Consider the following 24,848-nt stretch of genomic DNA (forward strand, 5'->3'; position numbering starts at 1 on the left):
TCCTTGTAACAATTGCCTAAAACGCATTCACGAGGTTATCTGTTGGTGTATTCCATCCCCAACCAAGGTTCCATCCTGTTGCCGTTGCAGCACGCACACCCTGTGTAGTGGCATAAACACAACCATAACGCTGAGAACCGTTTTCATTTACATAGGCCTGAATTTCAAAAATTGATTCACTGCCGTTTTCACCTGCATCCTTAAAGTTTTGAAAGTAAGACTGCATTAATGTATACTGGCCTGAATTAATTACCTGCTGACACAATGATAAAGCTGCTGCCCAGTTTTGCCTGTAGAGATATGTTTTGGCATGAAGGGTTTTTGCAGCACCGCTGGTTAAACGGCCGGGATATTTATTACTGCTGCCTGAAATCCAGTTTACCGGCAAATACTGTTTTGCATAGTTTAAATCTTCATCAATAAATGCATACACTGCAGCAACATTTGATTTTGCGATACAGAGTTCAGAAGATTTATTGATTTTATTTTTATAAATAGGAACATCGCCATATGTTCTTACCAGGTCAAAATAGATAAAGGCTCTGATAAGGCGTGCCTCTGCAACATTTGCAAGTGAAGTAGGATCTGTTCCACCCAGTGAATCGGCTTTTGCCAATGCTGAGTTTACCTGTTGAATCATCGATAAATGATCATCCCAATAGGTATTAGAAGCCCAGATGTCTTTTACATATTGATAATTATCAAAAGGGGCCACCCATTCTGCACCATCAGATGGGTCAGATCCTTTTTCAGAATCATCCGATCTGAAATCATGCAGTGCAATCCATGGTATACTGGTATAACCGGCATAGCTGCGCAAATTACTGTACAGGCCAAACACTTCGGCCTCAATACCACCTTGGTTTAAATCATCCAGTGTTGCTGTCAGGGGTTTTCGGTCTAAAAATTTCTTACAACCACCCAGCATCGTTACCATTGGTATGGCGAGAAGCAGTGCGAAAAAAATATTGAATCCTTTTTTCATATATATGCTGTTTGAAGTATTAAAAATTAACGTTTAATCCAAACGTACTTACAACAGGTATTGCATTACCGGCATAATCCACTGAGAATTGAGTGGCAGAACCACCAAATTCAGGAGAGTAACCCATATTGCGTTTCCATGTTTTCGCATTTTGAACGTTTGCAAATATTCTCAGTGATTTCAGTTTTATTTTAGAAATCAGTTTTTGATCAAAATTGTAACCCAGCTGAATATTTCTTAACCTGAAATAACTTCCATCTTCAATACCATAACTTGAATACTCATAGTTGATACGGTGTCCCTGTCCAAGAATCGGATCCCAGTTGGAAGTACCTGCACCATGCCATCTGTCTGTTTTAAATTTCGGATAGTTTACACGCTGGAATGGAGATTCAGTACCTCCCCACATACGGTAAATTTCATTTCCGTAAACACCACCAAAATCAATTCCGAAATCAAGTCCTTTATACTTCAGTGAAACAGATCCACCATACGTAAAGTCTGGAGTTGGGTTTCCGATAATGGTTTTATCTTTTGTATTGATGATGCCATCACCATTTACATCTTTAAATTTGAAATCGCCCGGACCATAAATAAACTCAGTATTAACCGGCGACCCAAGTTTGTCTGCATAAGACTGATAGATGCCTTCAACAACATAACCATAGAATGCTCCGATTGGCGACCCTACCTGGGTAATAGATGGACCATCATAAAGTGGTACACCACTACCGGCAAGAGAAATTACCTTATTATTAAATGTGGTAAAGTTTCCACCAATCGTAAGTATAAGGTCTCTTGTAATTTCCTGATTCCATGATCCAGCTAATTCAATACCGGTATTCTGCAATGAGCCCTGATTTAATAAACCATTACCCCCCTGTCCCTGGTATACATAAGATAACAGATCAACTGTTTTCTTATTGTAGTAAGCAGCTTCAAGACGTAACCGGCGGTTAAATGCTTCCAGTTCAACTCCTACTTCAGTTGCATGATTTGATTCCCAACGGATATTCTTATCTGCCAGGTATTGCTGTGTAGCTGCAGTATAGATGCTGTTTCCAAAAATAGCTGCTGAACCTCCTGCTAACAACGGAAAGGCAGGGTAATCAAAACCGGCAGTATTCTGAACACCTAAAACACCCGTTGATGCTTTTATTTTCAGGAAATCAACAATCCGTTGATTCTGCATAAAGTTTTCTTTTGTTACTTCCCATGCAGCACCTACAGCCCAGAATGACTGCCATTGATTGTTAGGGAATACAGATGTTCCATCTCTTCTGAATGATGCATTGAAGTAGTATTTACCCTGGTAATTATACAACGCTCTTCCAAGGAATGAAGCAGTTGTTCTTTCACGCTGACCGGATGATGAGTTTGATGTTGACGCATCGCCAAATCCGTTTGTCAAATACCAGAAACGTTTATCGTTTGGAATTGCATTACCGGTAGTGCTTGCCTGTATAGAGCCATAGCGGCCATAAAACCTGTCATCGTAAGTGGTGAAACCAGTCATGAGAGTCAGGTTATGATCCTTACCAATCTGCGTTTTGTAGTTTAAGATATTATCCGTCTGGAATTTTTTATAAGTAAGGTCTGATTCATTTACACCTGTTCTTCTGCTGTAAAGAAATGCAATGTTAGAAGCTGCATCCCATGCATTATAAACAGGGGTATAAATTCTTGAATTTACATTACTCATATCAGCATAGAAAGAAGATTTGAAGGTGAAGTTGCGGAGAAAGCTGATTTCAGCAAATGCACTTCCTACTGTTCTGTATTCCTGGCTGATGGTTTTGTCCCATTCGTTTTCTAAAACAATCAGCGGGTTAATTACCCCTGAGTTTTGAATAATCGGAAGTTCATAATACAAATCATAATACCCGCTGTCAATTCCATAAGGGTTCTTAGCATAAACATTTTTTGTACCTGAACTTACTCCCGGTATTACTTTTCTTGCAGCATCTAATATCCATGAAGCTCCGTAAGGATTATCCTGCTTGCTTGCATTCAGGTTAAATCCAAGTTTCAGGTATTTGGTAACTTTTACTTCATCGCTTACAGAAAGCTGGAATCTTTTCAGCACTTCATGCTTAATCAAACCTTCGTCTTTTGTAAAACCAATACCCATGTAGAATTTATTCTTTTCAGTGCTGGTTGAAAGACTTAAGTTATTTGAATTAAAATTACCAACACGGGTTACAGCATCAACCCAATCTGTATTTGCATTCCACAGTCCATAGTTAAATGGTGATGTTGCAATTGTACCGTCATTGGTTTTTTCTTCATCATACAGCATTTTAAATTCATCGGCACTTGCCCACTGAATTTTATCTACGAGTTTTTTATACCCGTAAGAAGTATTAAAATTAATCAGTGTTTGTCCTGATTTTCCTCTCTTGGTAGTAATCGCAATTACACCGTTGGCACCACGAACACCGAAGATGGCCAGTGAAGAAGGATCTTTCAGAATTTCCATTGACTCAATGTCGGCGGGATTTAAATAATCGATGTTATCATTAAAGATTCCATCAACTACATACAACGGTTTCAGGTTTCCACCCAAACTGTTTGTACCACGGATACGGATATCAGGAGACTGACCCGGCGTACCGCTGTTGATAACAGTTAAACCGGCAACTTTTCCCTGTAAGGAAGCTACCGGGTTTGTGTTTGGTTTATCAGCAATTTCTTTTCCTGACACTTTTACAATAGATCCGGTTAAATCTCTTCTGCTGGCTGTGCCATATCCAATTACAACAACCTCATCCATTTTTTTGGTTGATTGCTGCAATTTTACTGTTAACTGCTGTTTGCCGGCAACTGCTACTTCCACTGAGCCAAAGCCTACAGCTGAAATAACAAGTGTTGCATTTTCAGGAACAGTGATGGCAAAGTTTCCGTTTCCGTCGGTAACAGTTCCATTAGCTGTACCTTTTACCATTACAGAAGCGGCTGAAACAGGTTCGCCTGCTTCATCTGTTACTTTTCCGGTAACCCTGATGTCTTTTTCTTCCGGATTTGTTGAGCGGATGGCAACCAGGTTATTGTCCAGTTGCAGGTAAGTAAGGCTGGTACCTGCAAACAGCTGCTTCATAACTTCGTTAATTTCAACACCTTCAAAGCTTACAGACACTTTTTGCTTTAAATCTTTTAAACGGCTGTTGAATAAAAACCGGAAATCGCCCTGTTTTTGAATGGCCGTTAAAACCTGAGAAATTTCAGTGTCACTTGCTTTTAAAGTGATTTTTTGTGCGTTGAGCCCTGCAGAAGCATGAAACGTGCAGAAAACAACAAGCAAAATCATTAGTTTCATAATCAATAGAGACTTTTTAAAGGCCGTTACAGCCTTAGCAATCGAAGAACTTTTTTTTCATACTTTTAGTGTTTGGTAGTATAAATAGTAAAACCGCTTTCTTTCAATGAATCGGTTTGCTGGTAAAGAGAATGTACTACTTGCGGGAAATGCTCCAACATTTCCCGTTTTTTATACATTCAGGAAGAGTTTAGTTGAATGGTCATAAGCATGTCGTTGTTTAGGTTTTAAAAAATCAATACTCGTTTGTCCTCTATCTTATAGTTGAATCGGTAGTTATTTGTAAATCTCAATGCTTCAAGTGCTTCCACAAGTGTTTCACCATCAAAAGAACCGGTTAAACGTTCTTCTTCCAATTGGCTGTTTTTGAACTCAAACTCCACATCATACCATCTGCCCATTCTTTTCCCCAGGTCAACAAATGATTCATCAACAAATTCCAGTTTGTTGCGTACCCAGGATGTTTCAATAGCAGCGGTATCTCCTTTTAAATAACTTAACTGTCTTATTTTAATAACAGGCATGTTTACCGGTAAAGCACGTTGATCTTTTTCCGTTTTCTCTGTAAAAGCATCATTAAACAAAATCAGTTTCTGGTTAGGTTTCAACAGGTATTTTTCTTCCGGTCTGTTTTTCACTGTTACTTCTACACTTCCCCTTATCAAACTCGTTTCAACTGTTTTGTCATCCGGATACGCCTTTACATTAAATGATGTACCCAGAACTTTTATATCGATTGAAGAAGTATGAATAATAAAAGGCCTTTTGGGATTCTTCACCACATCAAAAAAAGCTTCCCCTGTTAAATACACTTCTCTTAATCCCGTTTCATTTATCTTTTCATAATTGAGCTTGCTTCCTGCATTGAGCCAAACAGTTGATCCATCGGGTAAAATGAGTTGGGTGTTAGAACCATTCTTCGTTGTGATCTCGCTTTTTTTAACGGCTGCTTTTGTAATCGGTTCTGATTCCGCTTCTTTCGATTTAAAAAAAACAGACACAGCCATTATGATTACTCCTGCCAAAACTGCCGCAGCAAATATTTTATTCCTGCTTTTTGCAAAAATGTATATGGCCGTTTGGAGGTTTCTTCTTCAACCAACTCAGTATTCCCGGGTTCAACTCCCAGTTTTTTCATTTTTTCTAAATGCAGCAGGTAGGTAGCTTCCAGGTAATCGGTATCAGGCTGCGACTCCTGTTCCCATAAATGAATGAGCGATTGCAGCTCATAGTATAAAGAAGAGTCTTCTTTTACAAGAAGGTCGAGCTCCTGCAACTCTTCTTTAGAGGCTTCGCCGCTTATTTTTCGTGCAAATAAATGCCAGATTTTATCTCTGCTCATAGTTTGGTATAAGTAAGGAGACCGAAACAGGCACAATCCCCTAAAGGACTGTTAACTATTTTTCAACCTTTTTTTCTGATAGCAGATCCGATGGCAGCAGCCAGTTTTTTAAGCGCAATTGATAACTGATGATCAACTGTTTTGACAGAGATATCAAGCAAAGCGGCAATATCCTTGTACCGCATCCTGTCTTCTTTTGCCAATTTAAAAATAAGCCGGGCCCTGTGAGGTAATTGGCTAATGGCAGTTTCTATATGCCGAAGCGATTCATCCGAAAGAACTTTGTCCTCGGGGTTTTGGTAAAACGAATCCAATTCAACATTCATGTCATCCAGTGAAATGGTTGCATTCCTGTTTTGCTGTTTTAATTTCCGGAGAGAATTATTCTTAACTGCGATGAATAGATATAATTGGAGGTCTTCAATTTCATTGAGTTGGCTGCGGTTATTCCAGATGCTGATAAATACATCTGAAACAATTTCTTCGGCAGTTTCCTTTGAATGAACGATACCTGTTGCGAAGCGGGTGAGTGAATTAAATAGTTGTATAAACAGCTCTTTATATGCTGTTTCATCTTCATAAACAGCAATGCGCCGTTGAAGATCTTTTACGTTTTTATATAGTTTCCCCTGTTCCAAAAGCAATCGTTCGAAGCGTAAATTACTTTTATTTTTTGCTAACTGCCAAGATGATTTTAGTCAGCGGTTGAAAAAAGGGATAAGGATTATTAATTTTTTGCATAAAAAAGCCCGTCAACAGTGAGTTTGTCGGGCAATTAAAATTTGTGGAGCTGAGGGTAATCGAACCTTTTATCTGCCGTAGCTTTAGCAAAGGCAGAACTGTTAAACCAGATGCTTCTTTAAAAACGCTCTTCCTGAACCGCTTTTCAAATATTTTTCAAATTCATATGCTTTGTACTTATCAGTAAATGTTATGTATGTAATCAACTCAACCGGGAGCAAATTTTTTGTGGCATCAACCCATCCTTTTTGATGCCGGTTAAATCGATCTTCAATATTATTAGTGCAGCCTTTATAATAATCACCATTGCTGCATAACAAGATGTATACATGCCACATGAGGACAAATTTTACAGAAAGATAAAAAAGGGAAAGAGGAAAGACAAGATATAAAATTAAAGGCCACCTTCGCCAAGGCTACTATGATTATTAATGAGAAGAGGAAGAGATAAAGGCCGCCTTCGCCTAGGCTACTATCTTTATTAATTCGAAGAAGAGGTAAAGGCCGCCTTCGCCAAGGCTACGGCGGCCGATGGTGGAGCTGAGGGGAATCGAACCCCTGTCCAAACATATTCTCCAAAAGCTTTCTACATGCTTATTTCATGATTGATTGTCGGCGTACTGCAGGACATGAACATACCAACAGTACACTTAGCTGAATAGTCTTTTGCAACAGTCACAGCCTTCGGTTACAGCAACCTGTTTTGTTTTTGAGTCGGCGGCGGAACTTGGTAACAGATCAACCTGTTCGGCGGCCCTAATGACTACTTAATCACTGATTAAGCGGCCATGGCATACTGTGTATTGCCATTTGAGTTTTTGAGTATTCAGATTAAAGTGCTAATTATTCAACGCACTGCATGCTTACACATTCAAAGATCTACGCTGTCAAAGCCAGGCAGCCCCATTTATTCTGCCAGTGTCCTATAAAAGACCGACTGCGAAAATACAGCTATTTCAATTTGCAAAAGCAAAAGAAAAGTTGTTATTAAGCCTCTCACAAAAAACTGAACAGCCAGCACTCATCTTTCTTAGTTTTACAGCATGGCAGAAAAAATCAGTCCGGATACATTTTATAAACAACAGATAGATGGCTTAACGCTTATATTAAATCAATTAATGAAAAACAGACAGTTACTTGGCTGGCTGCGGCTTTTAATTTTAGCAGCTACTGTTTTAATAATATGGTTTCTGAGGTCATACGGTCTGCCGGTTTCTGCTGTGCTTTTTTTTATTGGGCTTGGTTTCTTTCTATTTACCGTTAAAAAAGATCTGGCTAACAAAGCCGCCATCAATCATCACAAACGGTTGATATCAATCAATGAACAGGAACTGCTTTACCTGCAACACAAGTTTATTCATCAAAAAGATGGCAGCGAATTTTACAAAGATGAACATCCGTATGCAGGTGATCTTGATATTTTCGGAAGGGCTTCTGTTTATCAATATATCAACAGAACAAATTCACAGCAGGGTAATCAACGGCTTGCAGACTGGCTCTCAGAACCTGCAATCGCTGAAACAATTCTTGCCAGGCAAAAAGCTGTACAGGAATTATGCACTAAAAGCAACTGGCGGCATGAGTTACAGGCACATGGAATGTCATCAGCAATAACCATTACTACCGAAAAGAAAATGGAAGACTGGCTAAAAGAAGACAATCAATTCATTCATAAAGAAATATGGCATGTCATCCGTTACACTGTTCCGGTTGCTGCACTTACAACACTTACCTGCTTTCTGTTTGATGTAATCAGTTATCAGCTTTTCCTGCAGGCAGCCCTGGTATTTACAATCATTGCGTTTGCTATTACACGGATCATTATTCCGTTATACCGCAAGCTCAATAAGATTACAGAAGAAATGGAAACTCTTTCTAACAGTATTGCCTGTATTGAGCAGGCTGATTTCAAAGATCCTTTGCTGCTTGAATTAAAACAACAGTTTCATACCGGTAAACAAAAAGCTTCACTTCAAATATTTCAACTGAAACAAATTTTCAATCGTTTCGATTACCGCCTCAACCCGGTTGTATTTATTCCACTGAATATATTTCTGCTGTGGGATTTACAACAGATGCTGCAACTGGAAAACTGGAAACAAAAAAACAATCAGCAGATTGGCAAATGGTTTTACGCATTGGCTGAGCTTGAGGCATTGAGCAGCCTTGGCACATTGGCTTTCAATCATCCGCATTGGTGTTTTCCGGAATTAAAAAATGATGAGCCTGTATTTACTGCAACAGGTTTTGGTCATCCGTTGATTGAAGAACAGAAATCTGTAGTAAATGATTTTTCTACAATCGGTAAAGAGCAGATCAATCTTATCACTGGTTCTAATATGGCAGGAAAAAGCACTTTCCTCAGAAGCATCGGTGTAAATATGGTATTGGCCGCAATGGGTGCACCCGTTTGTGCAAATACTTTAACCTTTTCTCCATTGAAGATTATGAGCAGCATGCGTATAAAGGATAACCTGGAAGAAAGCACTTCTACTTTTTATGCAGAACTGAAGAAACTGAAACAGATCATTGATGCAGTGAATAAGAATGAACCTGTATTTATTTTACTGGATGAAATTTTGCGTGGCACAAATTCACACGACAGGCACACCGGTTCCAGGGCATTAATTAAACAACTACTGCATCACAAAGCCACCGGTATTCTTGCTACACATGATCTGGAACTGGCCAATCTTGAAAAAGAATTTCCAACAGGCATACATAATTATCATTTTGATGTACAGGTGAATGCCGATGAATTATACTTCGATTATAAATTAAAAAGAGGCATCTGCCAAAGCATGAATGCCTCTATCTTAATGAAGAAGATTGGTATAGAATTATAAGTTATTTATTCCAGCCAAAAAGATCATTCCCGTTTGCATAAATCAACAGGCTGAATAAAATGATCATCCCTGCAATCTGCGCATACTCCAGGAACTTTTCATTTGGCTTACGTCCTGTGATCATTTCAATGATTGTAAATAATACATGCCCGCCATCTAATGCAGGAATTGGTAACAGGTTCATGAAAGCAAGAATAATACTGAATAATGCAGTGATGTTCCAGAAGCTTTCCCAATCCCAGACAGACGGAAAGATAGAGCCCATTGATTTAAAGCCACCAATACCTTTATATGCACCTGTTTCAGGATTCAAAATCAAACGGAATTGATCAATATAAAACCCTAATTTTTCAAAAGTCTTTTTTACACCTGCAGGAAATGATTCAAAGAATCCATATTTTTTATGCTCAATTTTTATAACTCCTAAAGCGGCGTACTGCTCCTGCATTAAATATGGAATTCCCACTCTGCCATCTTTATCAACCTTTGTAGTTAATTTCAATGTATCCGTATTCCGCACTACTGTAAGTTCTGAAGTTGCATCTTTCTTCTTTTGCAATAAAGCAGACATTTCATCATAAAAAGAAACCGGAGATCCGTCAATCGCTACAATTCTGTCATTCTCTTTTAATCCGGCTTGTTTACCGTATAAGGTATCTTTCTTATCATATGCTCCAACAATGGAAGGTATCCTGTAAGAAAGCAGGCCACGTCTTCTTTTGCTTTCAATCAGTTGCTCAACCAGGTTCACCGGAATATTGATTTCTTTTTTTTCACCTTTACGTTCTACAACGATTGTTTTTCCTGTGATGATTTTTGCATTCAGATCAGCGAAATATGGAACATCTTTCCCGTTAACCTGTAATATTTTATCTCCATTCTCCAAACCAATTTCGTTCATCAGTTTATCCTGTGCCCAAATACCATCTTTTACACTGTTCATCGGAACTTTTTCTTCACCCCACACAAACAGGATCATTGCATATATAATAAAGGCGAGTAAAACATTCACTGTAACACCGGCAATCATAATAATTAAACGTTGCCAGGCAGGTTTGCTGCGAAATTCCCAAGGTTGTGGCGGAAGTTTCATGGCTTCTTTATCCATGCTTTCATCAATCATACCGGAAATTTTTACATAGCCGCCAAGAGGCAGCCAGCCGATACCATATTCTGTATCACCTACTTTCTTTTTAAAAATGGAAAACCAGGGATCAAAAAATAAATAGAATTTTTCCACACGGCATTTAAACCACTTGGCAGTAATATAATGCCCAAACTCATGAAAAATTATTAAGATGGAAAGCGACAATAATAATTGTGCTGCTTTAACTCCAAAATCGGCCCAGTTAATTGCTAATAACATAGATGAATAGTTAATCGTTGTTTTTCATTTTTTGATACGGAATCTGCAAATATCGCAGAAAAAGTGAAGTTGGTACCCAAATTTTTATTAAAGTTGAATGAGGGAAGCTGTGTAATTTCTTGCTTCTGCATCACTTTCATAATATTCTTCGAGTGTTGGCTTTTCAATAAAAGCAACCTGATGCATTGTTTTTTCAATAATATCGGTCATATCTAAAAATCCAACCCTGTTTCGTAAAAAAAGCCCATACCGCAATTTCATTGGCTGCATTCATAATACAGGGCATGTTACCACCTTTATTTAATGCTTCAATGGCGAGCGCCAGGTTTCGGAATGTTTTAAGGTCGGGCTCTTCAAAGTTGAGAGTGCTTATTTTTTTAAAATTGCAACGGGGAAATTGATTGGGAATACGTTGCGGAAATGCCATTGCATACTGAATGGGCAGTTTCATATCGGGTAAACCCATTTGTGCTTTAATGCTTCCATCTTCAAACTGCACCATACTGTGAATAATGCTTTGCGGATGAATAACTACCTGTACCTGGTCGGGTGAAAGATTAAACAACCACTTTGCTTCAATCATTTCCAAACCCTTGTTCATGAGTGTTGCTGAGTCAATGGTGATTTTAGCACCCATGCTCCAGTTGGGATGCTGCAATGCATGATCCCTTTTTACATTCACTAAAAAATTGGGTTTTCTTCCTCGGAAAGGACCGCCACTTGCAGTAAGAATTATTTTTTCAATTTTATTTCTTGCTTCACCAACAAGACATTGAAAAATGGCAGAATGTTCACTGTCAACAGGAATAACCGGTACACGGTTTTCAACCGCTTTCTGCATGACTATATCGCCTGCAACAACCAGTGTTTCTTTATTGGCAAGAGCTACTGCTTTTTTATTTTCAATGGCTTTCAAGGTTGGTTTTAATCCCGCAAAACCAACGATCGCTGCCAGCATCATGTCATACGTATCAAACATCGCAACTTCTTCGAGAGATTGCTCACCTGTAAATACTTTTACATCAGTTGACGATAATGCCTGTTTAACCTTTTCGTATTTCTTTTCATCAACAATAACAACTGCATTGGGTTTAAATTGAAGTGCCTGTTTAATCAGTAACTCATCATTTGTATGAGCAGTGAGAATTTCCACTTCAAAAAGTTCCGGATTGGCATCAATCACTTCCAGCGCCTGTGTGCCGATAGAGCCAGTTGATCCAAAAATTGCAATGCGTTTCTTCATATGATCCCTGCTGTTGGAAAAATTATTGATGTTCGGCCCAGTTTATTAAGTCATCTGCAATTTTTCGGTCGTTGCTGAGACGAGGCACTTTATTTTGTCCGCCCAATTTACCAATACTTTTCATGTAATCGATAAATCCATTCTTTTTCACGGGTGTTATTTTCAAAGGGGTTAGAATATTGCCTGTTATTAAATCATCATAATAGATGTTTCTTTCACGCAGGTTATTATTCAGTTTCTGTGCAAACTCTTCAATATTGCCGGGTTTATGCTCAAACTCAATAAACCATTCATGATAGCTTTTCCCATTTCCCTGGTGAATCATTGGTGCAACTGTAAACTCAGTAATCTGCACTTTATCTTCTTTTGCAGCTTCCAGTAAACTGGTTTCTACTTCCTCCCCAATAACATGCTCACCAAAAGCTGAAATAAAATGTTTTGTTCTGCCTGTAACAACTATTCTGTATGGATCGGTTGAAACAAACTTAATGGTATCACCTAAATTATATCCCCAAAGACCAGCATTGCTGTTGATGATTAAAGCATAATTCTCTCCAACTTTTACATCTTTCAGCGAAAGTCTTGACGGATTTTCATTAAAAATTTCACCTGCAGGAACAAACTCAAAAAAGATCCCATCGTTCGTATTGAGCAACAATCCTTCAGCATCCTGCGAATCCTGGAAAGCGAAGAAACCTTCACTTGCAGGATAAAGTTCAATGCAATCTATTTTTCGTCCAATACTTTCAAACAGTTTGGATTTGTATGGTTCAAAATTTACGCCTCCCTGCACCATGACGCTGAAATTGGGGAAAATATCAGCAATTTTTTTGCCGGTACGGTTGGTTAACTCATCAAAATACATCTGCATCCATGGCGGTATGCCACTGATGAGGGTCATGTCCTGATTGATCGTTTCATCAACTATTTTCTCCAGTTTGGTTTCCCAGTCTTCGATACAATTGGTTTCATAAGAAGGCAGTTGGTTGGTGCGGAGATATTTTGGAATAAGATGATTTGAAATACCGCTTAAACGGCCTGTCGGAATATCACCCACCCTTTCCAGTTCGGGCGAGCCTGACAAAAAGATCAGTTTACCGTCAAAAAACGGGTATTCCCGGTTTCTGAAGCATAACAAAGGGCCGCATTACGAGCTGTACCGAAATGGTTGCCAACTGATTCCTTCGTAATTGGGATGTACTTTACCCCGCTTGTTGTACCTGAAGTCTTTGCGAAATAAAGGGGCCTGCCTTTCCATAAAACATTGTGCTTCCCCTCAATTATTTTGTCGATCCAGGGCCGCATTTGCTCATAGTCCCTGATTGGAACACAGTCTCTGAATTCATCATAGGTGCTTACCTTTTCTAAACCCAATGCCTTCCCGTAATCTGTATTTTTGCCTATTTTAAGCAATTGCTTCAGGATTTGATCCTGGTCACTTAGGGCCGTTGTTATATTTTTCTGAATCGACTTATAGATATATCCTGCAAATGGTTTTGCCAGGATTGACTTGATTTTCATACCAAACACCGCTTTTGAGCCCACAAATGTAGCTTTACAGCGTGAAACCATTCAGTTAAAATAGAGGCAATTTTTTGATTGAAACTTGTTTTAAAAACAATTTTATCCCTACCTTTGCAGCCCTAATATTGGAAAGTTATGTTTGCAGTAGTTAAAATAGCCGGTCAACAATTTAAAGTTTCAGAAGGTCAGAGCCTGTATGTTCCTCACATTGAAGGAAATGCCGGAGACAAAGTTGAGTTTTCTGATGTATTGTTTGTTGACACAGATGGTAAGATCAGCGTTGGAGCTGATACCAAAGTAATTGTGAAAGCCGAAATTCTTGCAGAAAAGAAAGGCAAAACAGTCATTGCGTTTAAAATGAAACGCCGTAAAGGTTTCCGTAAGAAAAAAGGACACCGTACTCTGTATACACAAATTAAAGTAACAGGAATTGCGTAAGAATTGGAAGAATTGATTCGTTCAATTTTCAAATTCTGATTATTCAAAAATTCAAATTCGAATAAAATGGCACATAAAAAAGGTGAAGGCAGTGTAAAGAATGGTCGTGATTCACAAAGCAAACGTCTTGGTGTGAAGATCTATGGTGGACAACCTGCAGCTTCCGGTAACATTATTATCCGCCAACGTGGAACCGTTTATCATCCCGGTAAAAATGTTGGTGTAGGCAGAGACTTTACAATCTTTGCATTAACTGACGGATTAGTTGAATTTAAGAAAGGAAAAGACAATAAAACATTCGTTTCGGTAGCTCCGGTTGAAGCAGGCGCATAGAATTTTTTTTTTATAAGAAAAAAATTTCTACATTTACGTTGTTATGTTTTTTTACTAATCATTAAATTCTAAAAAAATGGCAACAAAAAAAGAAAGCTGCTAAAAAAGCCGCTCCTAAAAAAGCCGCTAAAAAAGCTGCTCCAAAAAAAGCCGCTAAAAAAGCTGCTCCAAAAAAGAAAGCTGCTAAAAAAGCTGCTAAGAAGAAATAAGGTTCGAAAGAATCAAAAAGAACCCTCCAGTTTACTGGAGGGTTTTATTTTTCTTAAAGGTTTCTATTCTTACGTGTAACTCAATTATCCTTCCTCAGACTGAATAAGCTGTCAGCAAATTCATGTTTGTCAAATACCAGGAGGTCTTCCACTTTCTCTCCCACACCAATGAACTTTACTGGAATTTTAAACTGATGTGCTATTGCAAGAACTACTCCGCCCTTTGCTGTTCCATCTAATTTTGTAATCACTAAGCCAGTTACATCTGTTACCGCTGTAAATTGTTTTGCCTGCTCAATTGCGTTTTGTCCGGTTGATCCATCAAGCACCAGCAACACATCGTGTGGTGCCTCAGGAATTACTTTCTGTATTACTCTTTTGATCTTGCCCAACTCTTCCATTAAATGTGTTTTGGTATGAAGACGTCCGGCTGTATCAATAATCAGCACATCAATATCTTTTGCAACAGCACTACTTACTGCATCAAATGCAACAGAGGCAGGGTCGCTTCCCATTTCTCTTTTTACAATCGGCACACCGGCACGTTCACTCCAGATCGTTAACTGATCAACAGCTGCTGCACGGAATGTATCAGCTGCACCCAGCATTACCTTTTTACCTGCCTGTGTAAAATGATGTGCAAGCTTTCCGATAGTTGTTGTTTTTCCAACACCGTTTACACCAACAATCATAATTACAAAAGGTCGTTTTCCTGCGGGCAAATCAAAGTTTGAATAAGTTGTGTCGGCAGGTGCATCAATCAGGATGTTTTCAATTTCCTGCTGCAGTATTGAATTGAGTTCGCTGGTATTAATAAATTTATCCCTTGCAACCCTTGCTTCAATCCGTTCAATGATTTCAACAGTTGTTTCAATACCCACATCTGCACTCACCAACGCCTCTTCCAGGTTATCCAGCACATCTGCGTCAACCGTACTCTTTCCTGCAACAGCCCTTGCTATTTTACCTAAAAAGCCTTCCTTAGTTTTTTCCAAACCCTGGTCAAGACTTTCTTTTTCCTTTTTACCAAACAGCTTTCCAAAAAATCCCATTGCTTCGTTTTTTTCTTTACAATATTACAATGATACCGGTAATGTATAAAAACAACAAAGCCGTTCCACATTTTCGTTTGGAACAGCTTTGAATATACTGATCAGGTATAAGTTATTTTTGAGCGAGGAAATCTTTCACTTTCTCTTTATGCACAATTGCTTCTTTGAAAGTGTAAGCACCTGATTTAGGACTGCGTACAGCCTTAATTACTTTACTCCAGTTCTTTGCTTCTGCTGCGGCTTTCTGATCTTTTGTCTTAATCGCCGTTTTTGCTGCTTTTGCCATTTTACAAAATCATTTAAACATTACGTGAATGCGACACAGGGATTACTTAATCTCTTTGTGTACAGTTACTTTCTTGAGGATTGGGTTGAACTTTTTCAACTCCATACGCTCAGGTGTGTTCTTTTTATTCTTTGTGGTAATATAACGGCTTGTACCAGCTTTACCCGAAGTCTTATGCTCTGTACACTCCAAAATTACCTGAACACGGTTACCTTTCTTTGCCATTGTAGCTCGATTTAGATATTCTTATTAAATATGTTCTCCTCTTGCTCTTAATTCCTTCACCACATTGTACAATCCTCTTTTGTTGATTGTACGGATTGCTTCAGTAGATACTTTGAGCGTAACCCATTTATCTTCTTCAGCCAGGAAAAAACGCTTGGTTTGCAGGTTAGGCAAAAAGCGGCGTTTGGTTTTAATATTTGAATGAGATACCTTATTTCCACCTATCGGCACCTTTCCTGTAAGCTGACATACTCTTGCCATGATACAAATTTTTTGGACGGCAAAGGTAGGAGAATTCGGCTTAAATTCTGAAATATAATCGCATTTTATTTCAACTTTTCTGAGTCTCTTCTTTCCACTGTGCAAAAATCTGACTTAATTCCATAGGTTTGCCCATAAAATCAAGAATTTCATGGCAGATCACTCTGTAACTACCCGTTTTATTGGCGGAATGACTTTTCACAGTCAACTCGATAATCACACAATTATTATTGATACCCCCGAAAATGACGGAGGAAACGACCTCGGACCCCGCCCCAAAAAGCTGATGTTGTCCTCACTGGCAGGTTGTACCGGGATTGATGTGGTATCCATGCTTAACAAAATGAGGGTTGTTTTCAGTGATTTCAGTATGGACGTTGACGCTAATCTGACTAAAGAAACCCCGAAAACATATAATTGGGTAAAGATTACCTACCGTATCAAAGTAAAAGAAGAAGACCAGGATAAGGTTAGAAGGGCAGTAAAGATGTCAGAAGAACAGTATTGTGGCGTAAGTGCCATGTTTGAAAAATTCGCTGAGCTGGAATATGAGATTGTTTTCCTTTAATTCTCAAGTCTGAACAATTTATCTGTTGTTGAACAAAGGGCTTCCTTATTTTTGTCGCCATGGCAAAAGCAGGATCAGATACCCCTTTAATGCAGCAGCACAAGGCTATAAAAGCAAAGTACCCTGATGCGATCTTATTATTCAGGGTGGGTGATTTTTATGAAACATTCGGTGAAGATGCAATCCTCACTTCACAAATTCTTGGCATTACTCTTACCAAACGAAATAACGGTTCTGTCAACAGCAATGAATTGGCAGGTTTTCCGCACCATGCTTTAGATACATACTTACATAAATTGGTAAAAGCCGGTCATCGAGTTGCTATTTGCGATCAATTAGAAGATCCCAAACTGGCAAAAGGAATTGTAAAACGTGGTGTAACAGAATTGCTTTCTCCCGGCACTGCCACCAATGATAAACTGCTTGAACATAATTCAAATAATTTCCTGGCAGCTGTGCATGAACAGAACGATCAATACGGACTTGCATTCACCGATATCAGCACAGGTGAGTTTTTTGTGGCAGAAGGGAATAAAGAATATGCTGATAAATTATTGCAAAGTTTAAAACCTGCTGAAGTTGTATTTCAACGCAACAAACAAAAACAGTTCAAAGAAAATTTCGGAACAAAGTTTTATACTTATCATTTAGAAGAATGGATCTTCACAGAAGCTTATGCAACGGAATTATTGCTGAGGCATTTTCAAACACATTCACTCAAAGGATTCGGAGTTGAATCGTTAACATTAGGCACTATTGCAGCAGGTGCAATCCTTCACTATTTAAGAGATACAGAACACCCCAACCTCAATCATCTTACTTCTATTCAGCGATTGGATGAAGCAGATTATTTATGGATGGATCGTTTTACCATCCGCAACCTTGAATTACTTGGAAGCAATGCAGATGGAGGTAATTCCTTACTAAAAGTTCTTGACAATACTGTTTCACCAATGGGTGCAAGGTTGATGAGAAGATGGATGGTGTTGCCCTTAAAAGATATTGAACGAATCAATGAACGGTTAGATGCAGTGCAATCAATCATCCTTGAACCGGAGTTGAGAAAGCAACTGCAATCATTGATCAAACAATGCGGTGATGTGGAACGGTTGGTCGCCAAACTTCCATTAAAGAAAATCAATCCAAGAGAAATTTTACATCTGGCAAAGGGTCTGGGTTTTGCTGAAAAAATAAAAGAACAGTGCAACACTTCATCCAATAATTATCTGAAACGCTTAAGCGACACCATCAACCCAAGTCATTATATTGCTGATAAGATCATCAATGAAATTGTAGACAATCCACCTGTAATGGTGAGCAAAGGTGATGTGATAAAAGATGGCATCAATAAGGAGTTGGATGATCTGCGCCGCATTGCACATCACAGCAAAGAATTTTTACTTGAAATTCAGCAAAGGGAAAGTGAAGCAACAGGAATCCCATCGCTTAAAATTTCTTTCAACAATGTGTTTGGTTATTATTTAGAAGTAACCAATACACATAAGCATAAAGTACCTGTTGAATGGACCAGGAAGCAAACGCTTGCGAATGCGGAGCGTTATATTACTCCGGAATTAAAGGAGTATGAAGAGAAAATTATTGGTGCTGAAGAAAAGATATTAAAAATAGAAACAGAGCTGTTTGAAAAAATATTAATTGAACTGCAGGAATATATCGGACCAATTCAAACAAACGGACAGGTGATGGCAATACTTGATTGCATCTGCTGCTTTGCAGAAAATGCATTGCAGTTCAAATATGTTCGTCCGCAGATGCATGATGCACCTGAACTTGAATTAAAAGACAGCCGTCATCCTGTGATTGAACGTCATCTCCTGCCGGTGAACCATATATTGCCAATGATCTTTTGTTAGATAAAGAAGAACAGCAGATCATTATTCTCACAGGTCCAAACATGAGTGGTAAGAGTGCATTGCTTCGTCAAACCGGGTTGATTGTACTGATGGCACATATGGGAAGTTTTGTCCCTGCATCGGCCGCAAAAATTCCATTAACTGATAAAATATTTACAAGAGTTGGAGCAAGTGATAATTTAAGCGGCGGCGAAAGTACATTCATGGTGGAAATGAATGAAACAGCAAGCATAATCAATAATCTTTCTAATCGAAGTTTGATTTTGCTGGATGAAATTGGCAGGGGCACTTCAACCTACGATGGTATTTCCATTGCCTGGAGTATTGCTGAGTTTTTACACCAGTCAGCACATCAGCCAAAAACATTGTTTGCAACACACTATCATGAGTTAAATGAGCTGGAAGAAAAATTTCCACGCATTAAAAACTATCATATCACCAATAAAGAAGTAGGGAATAAAATTATTTTCTTACGCAAACTTGCACCGGGAGGAAGTGTACACAGCTTTGGAATTCATGTGGCAAAAATGGCAGGTATGCCGGTTTCATTAATTCAGCGAGCCAATGAAATTTTAAAACAGCTGGAAGATCAGCGCAGCAGTGGTGATATTAAAGATCATCTCCGGAGCATGCCTACCCAAAAAGTACAACTCAATATTTTTGATGTGCATTCACAAACATTTGATGAAATCAGAACCATTCTTGAAGGATTAGATATCAACCGCCTCACTCCTGTTGAAGCATTACTGAAGCTGCAGGAAATAAAACAACGGTTACATTAATAGAAAAAGTCCCGCTTTTAAGCGGGACTTTTCATCCAGGGAGGCTGAAGGGTTTCGAACCCTCGACCCTCAGAACCACAATCTGATGCTCTAACCAACTGAGCTACAGCCTCCGTATCCGGCGGCAAAAATAATGGAATTCAGTTTTACAAGCAAATCAACATCAGTACAATTCAAAAAATAAACGTTCTTTGCGCCTCATCTGTGAAATAAATATGAATTATTGGTTATTGCTTATCCCTGTTATTTCTGCTTTTATTGGATGGTTCACCAACTGGGTAGCAGTTAAAATGCTGTTTCATCCAAAAAATCCGGTGAAAATATTAGGGTATACTGTTCAGGGTATTTTTCCAAAAAGACAGGAACAGTTTGCACAAAAATTAGGTAAACTGGTAAGTGAAGAACTGTTATCGTTTTCTGATATCGAACAAAAAATCACTAATCCTGAGAATCTGAAAAAGGTACTTCCTCAATTAGAAACGCATATTGATCATTTTCTCAGGGTAAAACTAGCTGACAGTATGCCTGTTATCAGCATGTTTATCGGCGATAAAACAATTGATAAGCTCAAAACTGTTTTCCTGGAAGAACTGGAAACCCTTTTTCCCAGGCTGATGACAGATTATGCAGCCACATTAAAAAGCCAGCTGGATCTTGAACAGATTGTAACCGAAAAAGTGAAAGCCTTCTCCAGCGATAAATTGGAAGACATTTTGTACCAGGTAATGGCCAAAGAGTTCCATTTTGTTGAAATTATAGGCGGAGTGCTTGGTTTTCTTATCGGGCTTCTTCAGATTGTCATCACCCTTCTTACGCAATAGTTTCCACTCATCACAAAGCAAAACCTGCCGGTTCAACTTTTACCGTCTTAAACGGTTAAAGATACCATTCATACTTAATGAATATGAAACATCTGAAAATTAACGCAAATTTGCGCCTCGCAAAAAAATCATTCAACATGAAATTTGTTCTCAGTACGATTATTTGTTTTCTCAGTTTACAGTTATCAGCACAAATGCCGGGTGGAGCAGGTGGTGGAAGAAACGGTGGTGCTCAAATGAACATGGGCCGCCTCTATGGAAAAATTCTTGATTCAAAAACAGGCAAACCAATTGATGCCGCATCTGTTCAGCTGATTCAAAATAAATTTGACAGCACTACAAAAGCAAGAAAAGATGTAATTGTAAATGGTCAGTTGACTGTTGCCAATGGCGACTTCAGCCTGGAGAACCTGAATATTATGGTTCAGTATAAACTGAAAATAACTGCTATTGGTTATAAAACAATTGAACAAAAAGTAGCATTCAGCTTAAAAACGGGCGGCGGTGGCGATATGAGCCAGATGCTTAACCAGATTGATAAAGATCTCGGCAATATTAAATTAGAGACAGACATTAAAGAATTAGGTGAAGTGGTTGTAACAGGTGACAAACCAATGTTACAGCTTGGAATTGACCGTAAAATATTTAATGTAGAAAAAAATATTGTGTCACAGGGTGGTACAGGTGTTGACATTATGCGTAATGTACCAACTGTAACAGTTGATATTGATGGAAACATCACTCTCCGTAACAGCGCTCCGCAAATTTTTGTTGATGGAAGACCAACTACATTAACACTCGACCAGATTCCTGCTGATGCAATATCCAGTGTTGAACTCATCACCAATCCCTCAGCAAAGTTTGATGCAAGCGGCGGACAATCTGCCATCATCAATATTGTATTAAAAAAGAACCGCAGGGTTGGATACAGTGGCGGTGTTCGTCTTGGTGTGGATATGCGTGGAAAAGTTAGTGGTGGTGGAGATATTAATATCCGCCAGGGAAAAATAAACTTCTTTGCAAACATTGGGGTGAACCAGCGTAAATCCATTTCATTTGGTGAAACAAACCGTACGAATCTTCTGGATACTTATGACAATACATTGTACACACGAAACAGGAATACAAGTAATGGTTTGTTTGGATTTGGAAGAGCAGGATTCGACTTTCTCATCGACAACAGAAATGCAATTACAGTTTCTGGTTCACTTATGAGAGGTAATTTTAAGGGCCTTGATGAAAATACCATTCATTACGACACACTTGAACCAGTTTTCAAACGTATCAATGAAGACCGTTATACAAACAGCAAGTTTGAAATGCGCAACACCGGTGGCCAGATCAGTTACAAACATAATTTTCCAAAAGCCGGTAAAGAATGGACTGCAGATATTAACTATAACCGCAGCCATAATGTAAATGACCAGAATATCTTTTACACCCGTTTTGATGAAGGAGGTACACAGATTACATCAACGAATAACCAGGGTGTTGATGGTGGTGGTAACAGTACCATGCTTGTTTCACAAACCGATTACAGCGATCCGATCAGTGAAAACATAAAACTCGAAGGAGGTTTACGTTCACAGGTACGCTGGTTCCAGAGTTTTCAAAAAACTATTCGAACGGAGTTTATAATCCTGATATCAGTAATGAATACAAGTATATTGATTATGTAACTGCAGCCTATGCTACTTACTCACAGAAAATAACCAAGGCAAATTTCAATTACCAGGTTGGATTAAGAGTTGAAAGTTCAAAGTACGATGGCGAGAAGGTTGGTACAACAACCAGTTACAACAACCAGTTTCCGTTAGCGTTTTTTCCAAGTGCGTTTCTTTCAAAATCATTTAAAGGAAAACAGGATATGCAGCTGAACTACAGCCGCCGTATTAACCGTCCGAACTTTTTCCAGTTATTACCCAACACAGATTTCAGTGATATCTTCAATTTCCAGACAGGTAACCCCAATCTGAAACCTGAGTTTACCAACTCACTGGAATTAACCTATCAAAAAACATACGGCGAAAAAAACAATACATTCCTCGCTACAATTTTTGGGAAACAGACCAATGACTTGATTTCACGTTATTTGGTCAGGTCATTAGGACCGTATGGAGATTCTGTATGGATGAGTAGTTATATCAATGCTACACGCAGCTATGCTGTTGGAGTTGAACTGGTGTTTCGTAACACCATTGCCAAATGGTGGGAAATTAACTACAATGCCAATCTATATTACTCAAAAATCGAAGGAAGTGCAATAGTACCTGATCTTGCCAATGAACGCACCAGTTATTTCATCAAACTCAATAACTCGTTTAAATTCGGCAAGGGCTGGAGCATGCAGTTAAGCGGTGATTATAATTCAAAATCAATCCTGCCTCTTTCCAGTGGCAGGGGTGGTGGCCGTGGCGGATTTGGCGGCGGCGGCATGGGAGGTGGCAATATATCAACCACGCAAGGTTATATTGCTGACAACTACTATGTTGATTTCGGTGTGCGCAAAGAATTTAAAATTAAAAATAATACAGCAACTGTTTCTGCCAACTGGAGTGATGTATTCAGTACAAGACAGAATAAGGTTATATCAGAATCCAGTTTCTTTTACCAGGACAGCTGGAGAAGAAGAGATCCTGCTTTTGTTCGGGTGAACTTCAGTTACCGTTTTGGCAAGTTTGATGCTTCTCTGTTCAAACGTAAAAATAACAGAACAGAAAGTGGTGATGATATGCAGATGCAGTAAAAAATACTCAACACAAATAACAAAAACCCTGAGCAGTGTTGCTCAGGGTTTTTGTTTATAAGAAACTGTACAATGATTCAGCAAAACAATTAATTTCGAAACTGCTATGCAACAACAAACAACAATCAAAGCAATTCTTACCGGTGCAACCGGAATGGTTGGCGAAGGTGTATTACATGAATGTTTACAGCACCCTGCTGTGGAAGAGGTTTTAGTAATCAGCAGAAAACCATGCAGCATTACTCACCCCAAGCTGAAAGAAATTATTCATGCCGACTTTCACAATCTTTCAGCCATTAAAAATGAACTCAGCGGATACAATGCCTGTTTCTTTTGCCTCGGCGTATCTTCTGTTGGCATGAAAGAACCGGAGTACACCCATTTAACCTACAACCTTACCATGCATGTAGCTGAAACGCTTGTAAAGCTTAACAGCAATATGACCTTCTGTTATATCTCTGGCACCAGTACCGACAGCAGTGAAAAAGGCAAAATGATGTGGGCAAGAGTGAAAGGAAAAACAGAAAATGATTTACTGAAATTACCTTTCCAAAAAGTTTACAATTTTCGCCCGGGTATTATAGAACCAACAAAAGGATTAAAGAACACACTACCCTATTATAAATATTTCATGTGGTTACTTCACATCATCAGAGCAGTTGCCCCGAACTATATATCCAGTTTAAAAAGTATCGGGCTTGCCATGGTCAACGCCGTTATAAATGGTTATGAGAAACAAATTCTTGAAGTAAAAGATATCAATACATTAGCAAAGAGTTAAATACAAAACGATGAAAAAGAAACTTACTCTGTTACTTGCCTCTTTCCTGTTCATTCAAACAACATTTCTTGCAGCACAGGACGCATTAACTGTAATGACCTTTAATATCCGTCTGCATACTTCATCCGACAGTTTAAATGCATGGCCCTACCGGAAAGATAAAGTGTCTTCTCAAATTTTATTTCATAAAGTTGAACTGCTTGGTGTACAGGAAGCATTACATGATCAGATGATGGACCTGCAGCAACGTTTACCCAACTTCAAATATACCGGAGGTGGAAGAGATGACGGTAAAACAAAAGGAGAATACTCAGCCATCTTTTACGACACAACAAGATTGCAATTACTTGCAGCCAATATGTTCTGGCTATCACAAACACCCGCCGTTCCCGGCAGTAAAGGATGGGATGCAGCCATTACCCGTATTGTAACATGGGCAAAATTTAAAGACAGGAAAACAAAAAAAATCTTCTTTGCTTTTAACACGCATTACGATCATATGGGAAAAATTGCCCGCAGGGAAAGTTCAACACTGCTGCTGCAGAAAGTAAAAGAAATAGCAGGAACAATTCCTTCCGTTATCACCGGCGACTTTAATGCAGTACCAACCGATGAACCCATACAGGTGCTGATGGATGAAACAAATCCACTTGTGCTAACTGATTCAAAAGCAATTTCGCAAACGCCTCATTACGGACCAACAGGAACATTCAATGCATTCAAATCAAAAGAAGAACGTGATGAACCTATTGACTATATTTTCCTGAAAGGGAAATGGAGAGTGCTTTCCCATGCCAGCATTTCACAAACATGGGGAGGAAGGTTTGCAAGTGATCATTTTGCAGTAATGGCCAGGATATTTTTTTAATCACTCAAACTAATTGTATTTCATTACCATGCAGTATTTCTTAATTTAGGATTCAGCCCAATACCATTCTTATTTTGAGGAAGCACACTGATTTGTAAAAAATACACATTAGCTCAGAATAACTAAATTTGTTTTCTATATTCATTAAGCCTTGTTACGAAGCGTAATACAAAATATACTATAAATCAATACCGGTATATTTCTTAATCTTATTCAGTAACTTAATATGAATTGACTGATT

20 protein-coding genes, 1 tRNA gene, 1 other RNA gene and 3 pseudogenes are annotated in these 24,848 nt (G+C 38.7%); 10 read left to right on the plus strand and 15 right to left on the minus strand.

Features of this window, described 5'->3' with window-relative positions:
* Positions 1-16: 16 nt before the first annotated feature.
* The 7 genes from IPK31_01655 to ssrA all read right to left on the minus strand — a co-directional run bounded on the left by IPK31_01655 (position 17) and on the right by ssrA (position 7,289).
* The gene (locus IPK31_01655) at positions 17-985 is read right to left on the minus strand and encodes a RagB/SusD family nutrient uptake outer membrane protein (protein ID MBK8086771.1); all 969 of its coding nucleotides are present in this window, start codon (positions 983-985) and stop codon (positions 17-19) included.
* A gap of 19 nt (positions 986-1,004) precedes the next feature.
* Entirely contained in the window at positions 1,005-4,301 is a 3,297-nt protein-coding gene (locus tag IPK31_01660; GenBank protein MBK8086772.1) for a TonB-dependent receptor, read from the minus strand.
* Positions 4,302-4,528: 227 nt separating this feature from the next.
* A complete protein-coding gene (locus tag IPK31_01665) occupies positions 4,529-5,302 on the minus strand; it encodes a FecR family protein (GenBank protein MBK8086773.1) in 774 nt (257 codons plus the stop codon).
* An 11-nt stretch (positions 5,303-5,313) separates the two neighbouring features.
* Positions 5,314-5,643 carry a hypothetical protein gene (locus IPK31_01670; GenBank protein ID MBK8086774.1) on the minus strand — a complete coding sequence of 110 codons (330 nt, stop codon included), beginning with the start codon at positions 5,641-5,643 and terminating at the stop codon, positions 5,314-5,316.
* A 62-nt stretch (positions 5,644-5,705) separates the two neighbouring features.
* On the minus strand, positions 5,706-6,281 hold the full coding sequence (locus IPK31_01675) for an RNA polymerase sigma-70 factor (GenBank protein MBK8086775.1): 576 nt from the start codon (positions 6,279-6,281) through the stop codon (positions 5,706-5,708).
* A gap of 204 nt (positions 6,282-6,485) precedes the next feature.
* Positions 6,486-6,722 carry a GIY-YIG nuclease family protein gene (locus IPK31_01680; protein ID MBK8086776.1) on the minus strand — a complete coding sequence of 79 codons (237 nt, stop codon included), beginning with the start codon at positions 6,720-6,722 and terminating at the stop codon, positions 6,486-6,488.
* Positions 6,723-6,916: 194 nt separating this feature from the next.
* Positions 6,917-7,289: a transfer-messenger RNA gene (gene ssrA, locus IPK31_01685) on the minus strand.
* A 138-nt stretch (positions 7,290-7,427) separates the two neighbouring features.
* Between ssrA and IPK31_01690 the strand changes: the two genes are divergently transcribed.
* Positions 7,428-9,230, plus strand: a complete 1,803-nt coding sequence (locus IPK31_01690; GenBank protein ID MBK8086777.1) for a hypothetical protein — start codon at positions 7,428-7,430, stop codon at positions 9,228-9,230.
* Position 9,231: 1 nt separating this feature from the next.
* Here the strand turns inward: IPK31_01690 and rseP are convergent, their stop codons facing one another.
* From rseP to IPK31_01705, 3 genes and pseudogenes are all read right to left on the minus strand, one after another.
* Entirely contained in the window at positions 9,232-10,596 is a 1,365-nt protein-coding gene (rseP, locus tag IPK31_01695; GenBank protein MBK8086778.1) for an RIP metalloprotease RseP, read from the minus strand.
* Positions 10,597-10,683: 87 nt separating this feature from the next.
* A pseudogene (locus IPK31_01700) lies at positions 10,684-11,839 on the minus strand (1-deoxy-D-xylulose-5-phosphate reductoisomerase).
* A gap of 22 nt (positions 11,840-11,861) precedes the next feature.
* Positions 11,862-13,360, minus strand: a pseudogene (locus IPK31_01705) (GH3 auxin-responsive promoter family protein).
* 138 nt (positions 13,361-13,498) lie between these two features.
* Here IPK31_01705 and rplU point away from each other — a divergent pair.
* Entirely contained in the window at positions 13,499-13,801 is a 303-nt protein-coding gene (rplU, locus tag IPK31_01710) for a 50S ribosomal protein L21 (protein ID MBK8086779.1), read from the plus strand.
* A 66-nt stretch (positions 13,802-13,867) separates the two neighbouring features.
* Positions 13,868-14,134 (plus strand): 50S ribosomal protein L27, encoded by a 267-nt coding sequence (gene rpmA, locus IPK31_01715; protein ID MBK8086780.1) that lies wholly within the window; start codon positions 13,868-13,870, stop codon positions 14,132-14,134.
* Between the two features lie 289 nt (positions 14,135-14,423).
* On the opposite strand, the gene ftsY is transcribed toward rpmA, so the two are convergent.
* The 4 genes from ftsY to rpmB all read right to left on the minus strand — a co-directional run bounded on the left by ftsY (position 14,424) and on the right by rpmB (position 16,167).
* Positions 14,424-15,395 carry a signal recognition particle-docking protein FtsY gene (gene ftsY, locus IPK31_01720; protein ID MBK8086781.1) on the minus strand — a complete coding sequence of 324 codons (972 nt, stop codon included), beginning with the start codon at positions 15,393-15,395 and terminating at the stop codon, positions 14,424-14,426.
* 112 nt (positions 15,396-15,507) lie between these two features.
* The gene (locus IPK31_01725; GenBank protein MBK8086782.1) at positions 15,508-15,681 is read right to left on the minus strand and encodes a DUF4295 family protein; all 174 of its coding nucleotides are present in this window, start codon (positions 15,679-15,681) and stop codon (positions 15,508-15,510) included.
* Positions 15,682-15,723: 42 nt separating this feature from the next.
* Positions 15,724-15,906 (minus strand): 50S ribosomal protein L33, encoded by a 183-nt coding sequence (rpmG, locus tag IPK31_01730; protein ID MBK8086783.1) that lies wholly within the window; start codon positions 15,904-15,906, stop codon positions 15,724-15,726.
* Positions 15,907-15,930: 24 nt separating this feature from the next.
* Complete coding sequence (gene rpmB / locus IPK31_01735) at positions 15,931-16,167, minus strand: 50S ribosomal protein L28 (protein ID MBK8086784.1); 237 nt, start codon at positions 16,165-16,167, stop codon at positions 15,931-15,933.
* Between the two features lie 151 nt (positions 16,168-16,318).
* Between rpmB and IPK31_01740 the strand changes: the two genes are divergently transcribed.
* Both IPK31_01740 and mutS read left to right on the plus strand, forming a co-directional pair.
* Complete coding sequence (locus IPK31_01740; protein ID MBK8086785.1) at positions 16,319-16,735, plus strand: OsmC family protein; 417 nt, start codon at positions 16,319-16,321, stop codon at positions 16,733-16,735.
* A 59-nt stretch (positions 16,736-16,794) separates the two neighbouring features.
* Positions 16,795-19,391 (plus strand): annotated as a pseudogene (mutS, locus tag IPK31_01745) (DNA mismatch repair protein MutS).
* A 39-nt stretch (positions 19,392-19,430) separates the two neighbouring features.
* Here the strand turns inward: mutS and IPK31_01750 are convergent.
* Positions 19,431-19,504, minus strand: a tRNA-His gene (locus IPK31_01750).
* 102 nt (positions 19,505-19,606) lie between these two features.
* Between IPK31_01750 and IPK31_01755 the strand changes: the two genes are divergently transcribed.
* The 5 genes from IPK31_01755 (at position 19,607) to IPK31_01775 (ending at position 24,607) form a co-directional block, all read left to right on the plus strand.
* A complete protein-coding gene (locus tag IPK31_01755) occupies positions 19,607-20,212 on the plus strand; it encodes a DUF445 family protein (GenBank protein MBK8086786.1) in 606 nt (201 codons plus the stop codon).
* Positions 20,213-20,349: 137 nt separating this feature from the next.
* Positions 20,350-21,891, plus strand: coding sequence for an outer membrane beta-barrel protein (locus IPK31_01760; protein ID MBK8086787.1), 1,542 nt, complete (start codon positions 20,350-20,352; stop codon positions 21,889-21,891).
* A complete protein-coding gene (locus IPK31_01765; protein MBK8086788.1) occupies positions 21,807-22,958 on the plus strand; it encodes a TonB-dependent receptor family protein in 1,152 nt (383 codons plus the stop codon). Before IPK31_01760 ends, IPK31_01765 begins: the two co-directional genes overlap by 85 nt.
* A 106-nt stretch (positions 22,959-23,064) precedes the next feature.
* A complete protein-coding gene (locus IPK31_01770; GenBank protein ID MBK8086789.1) occupies positions 23,065-23,739 on the plus strand; it encodes an NAD-dependent epimerase/dehydratase family protein in 675 nt (224 codons plus the stop codon).
* Between the two features lie 10 nt (positions 23,740-23,749).
* On the plus strand, positions 23,750-24,607 hold the full coding sequence (locus IPK31_01775) for an endonuclease/exonuclease/phosphatase family protein (protein MBK8086790.1): 858 nt from the start codon (positions 23,750-23,752) through the stop codon (positions 24,605-24,607).
* The last annotated feature ends 241 nt before the right edge of the window (positions 24,608-24,848 follow it).

Source organism: Chitinophagaceae bacterium, from assembly GCA_016713085.1.
Lineage (GTDB): Bacteria > Bacteroidota > Bacteroidia > Chitinophagales > Chitinophagaceae > Lacibacter.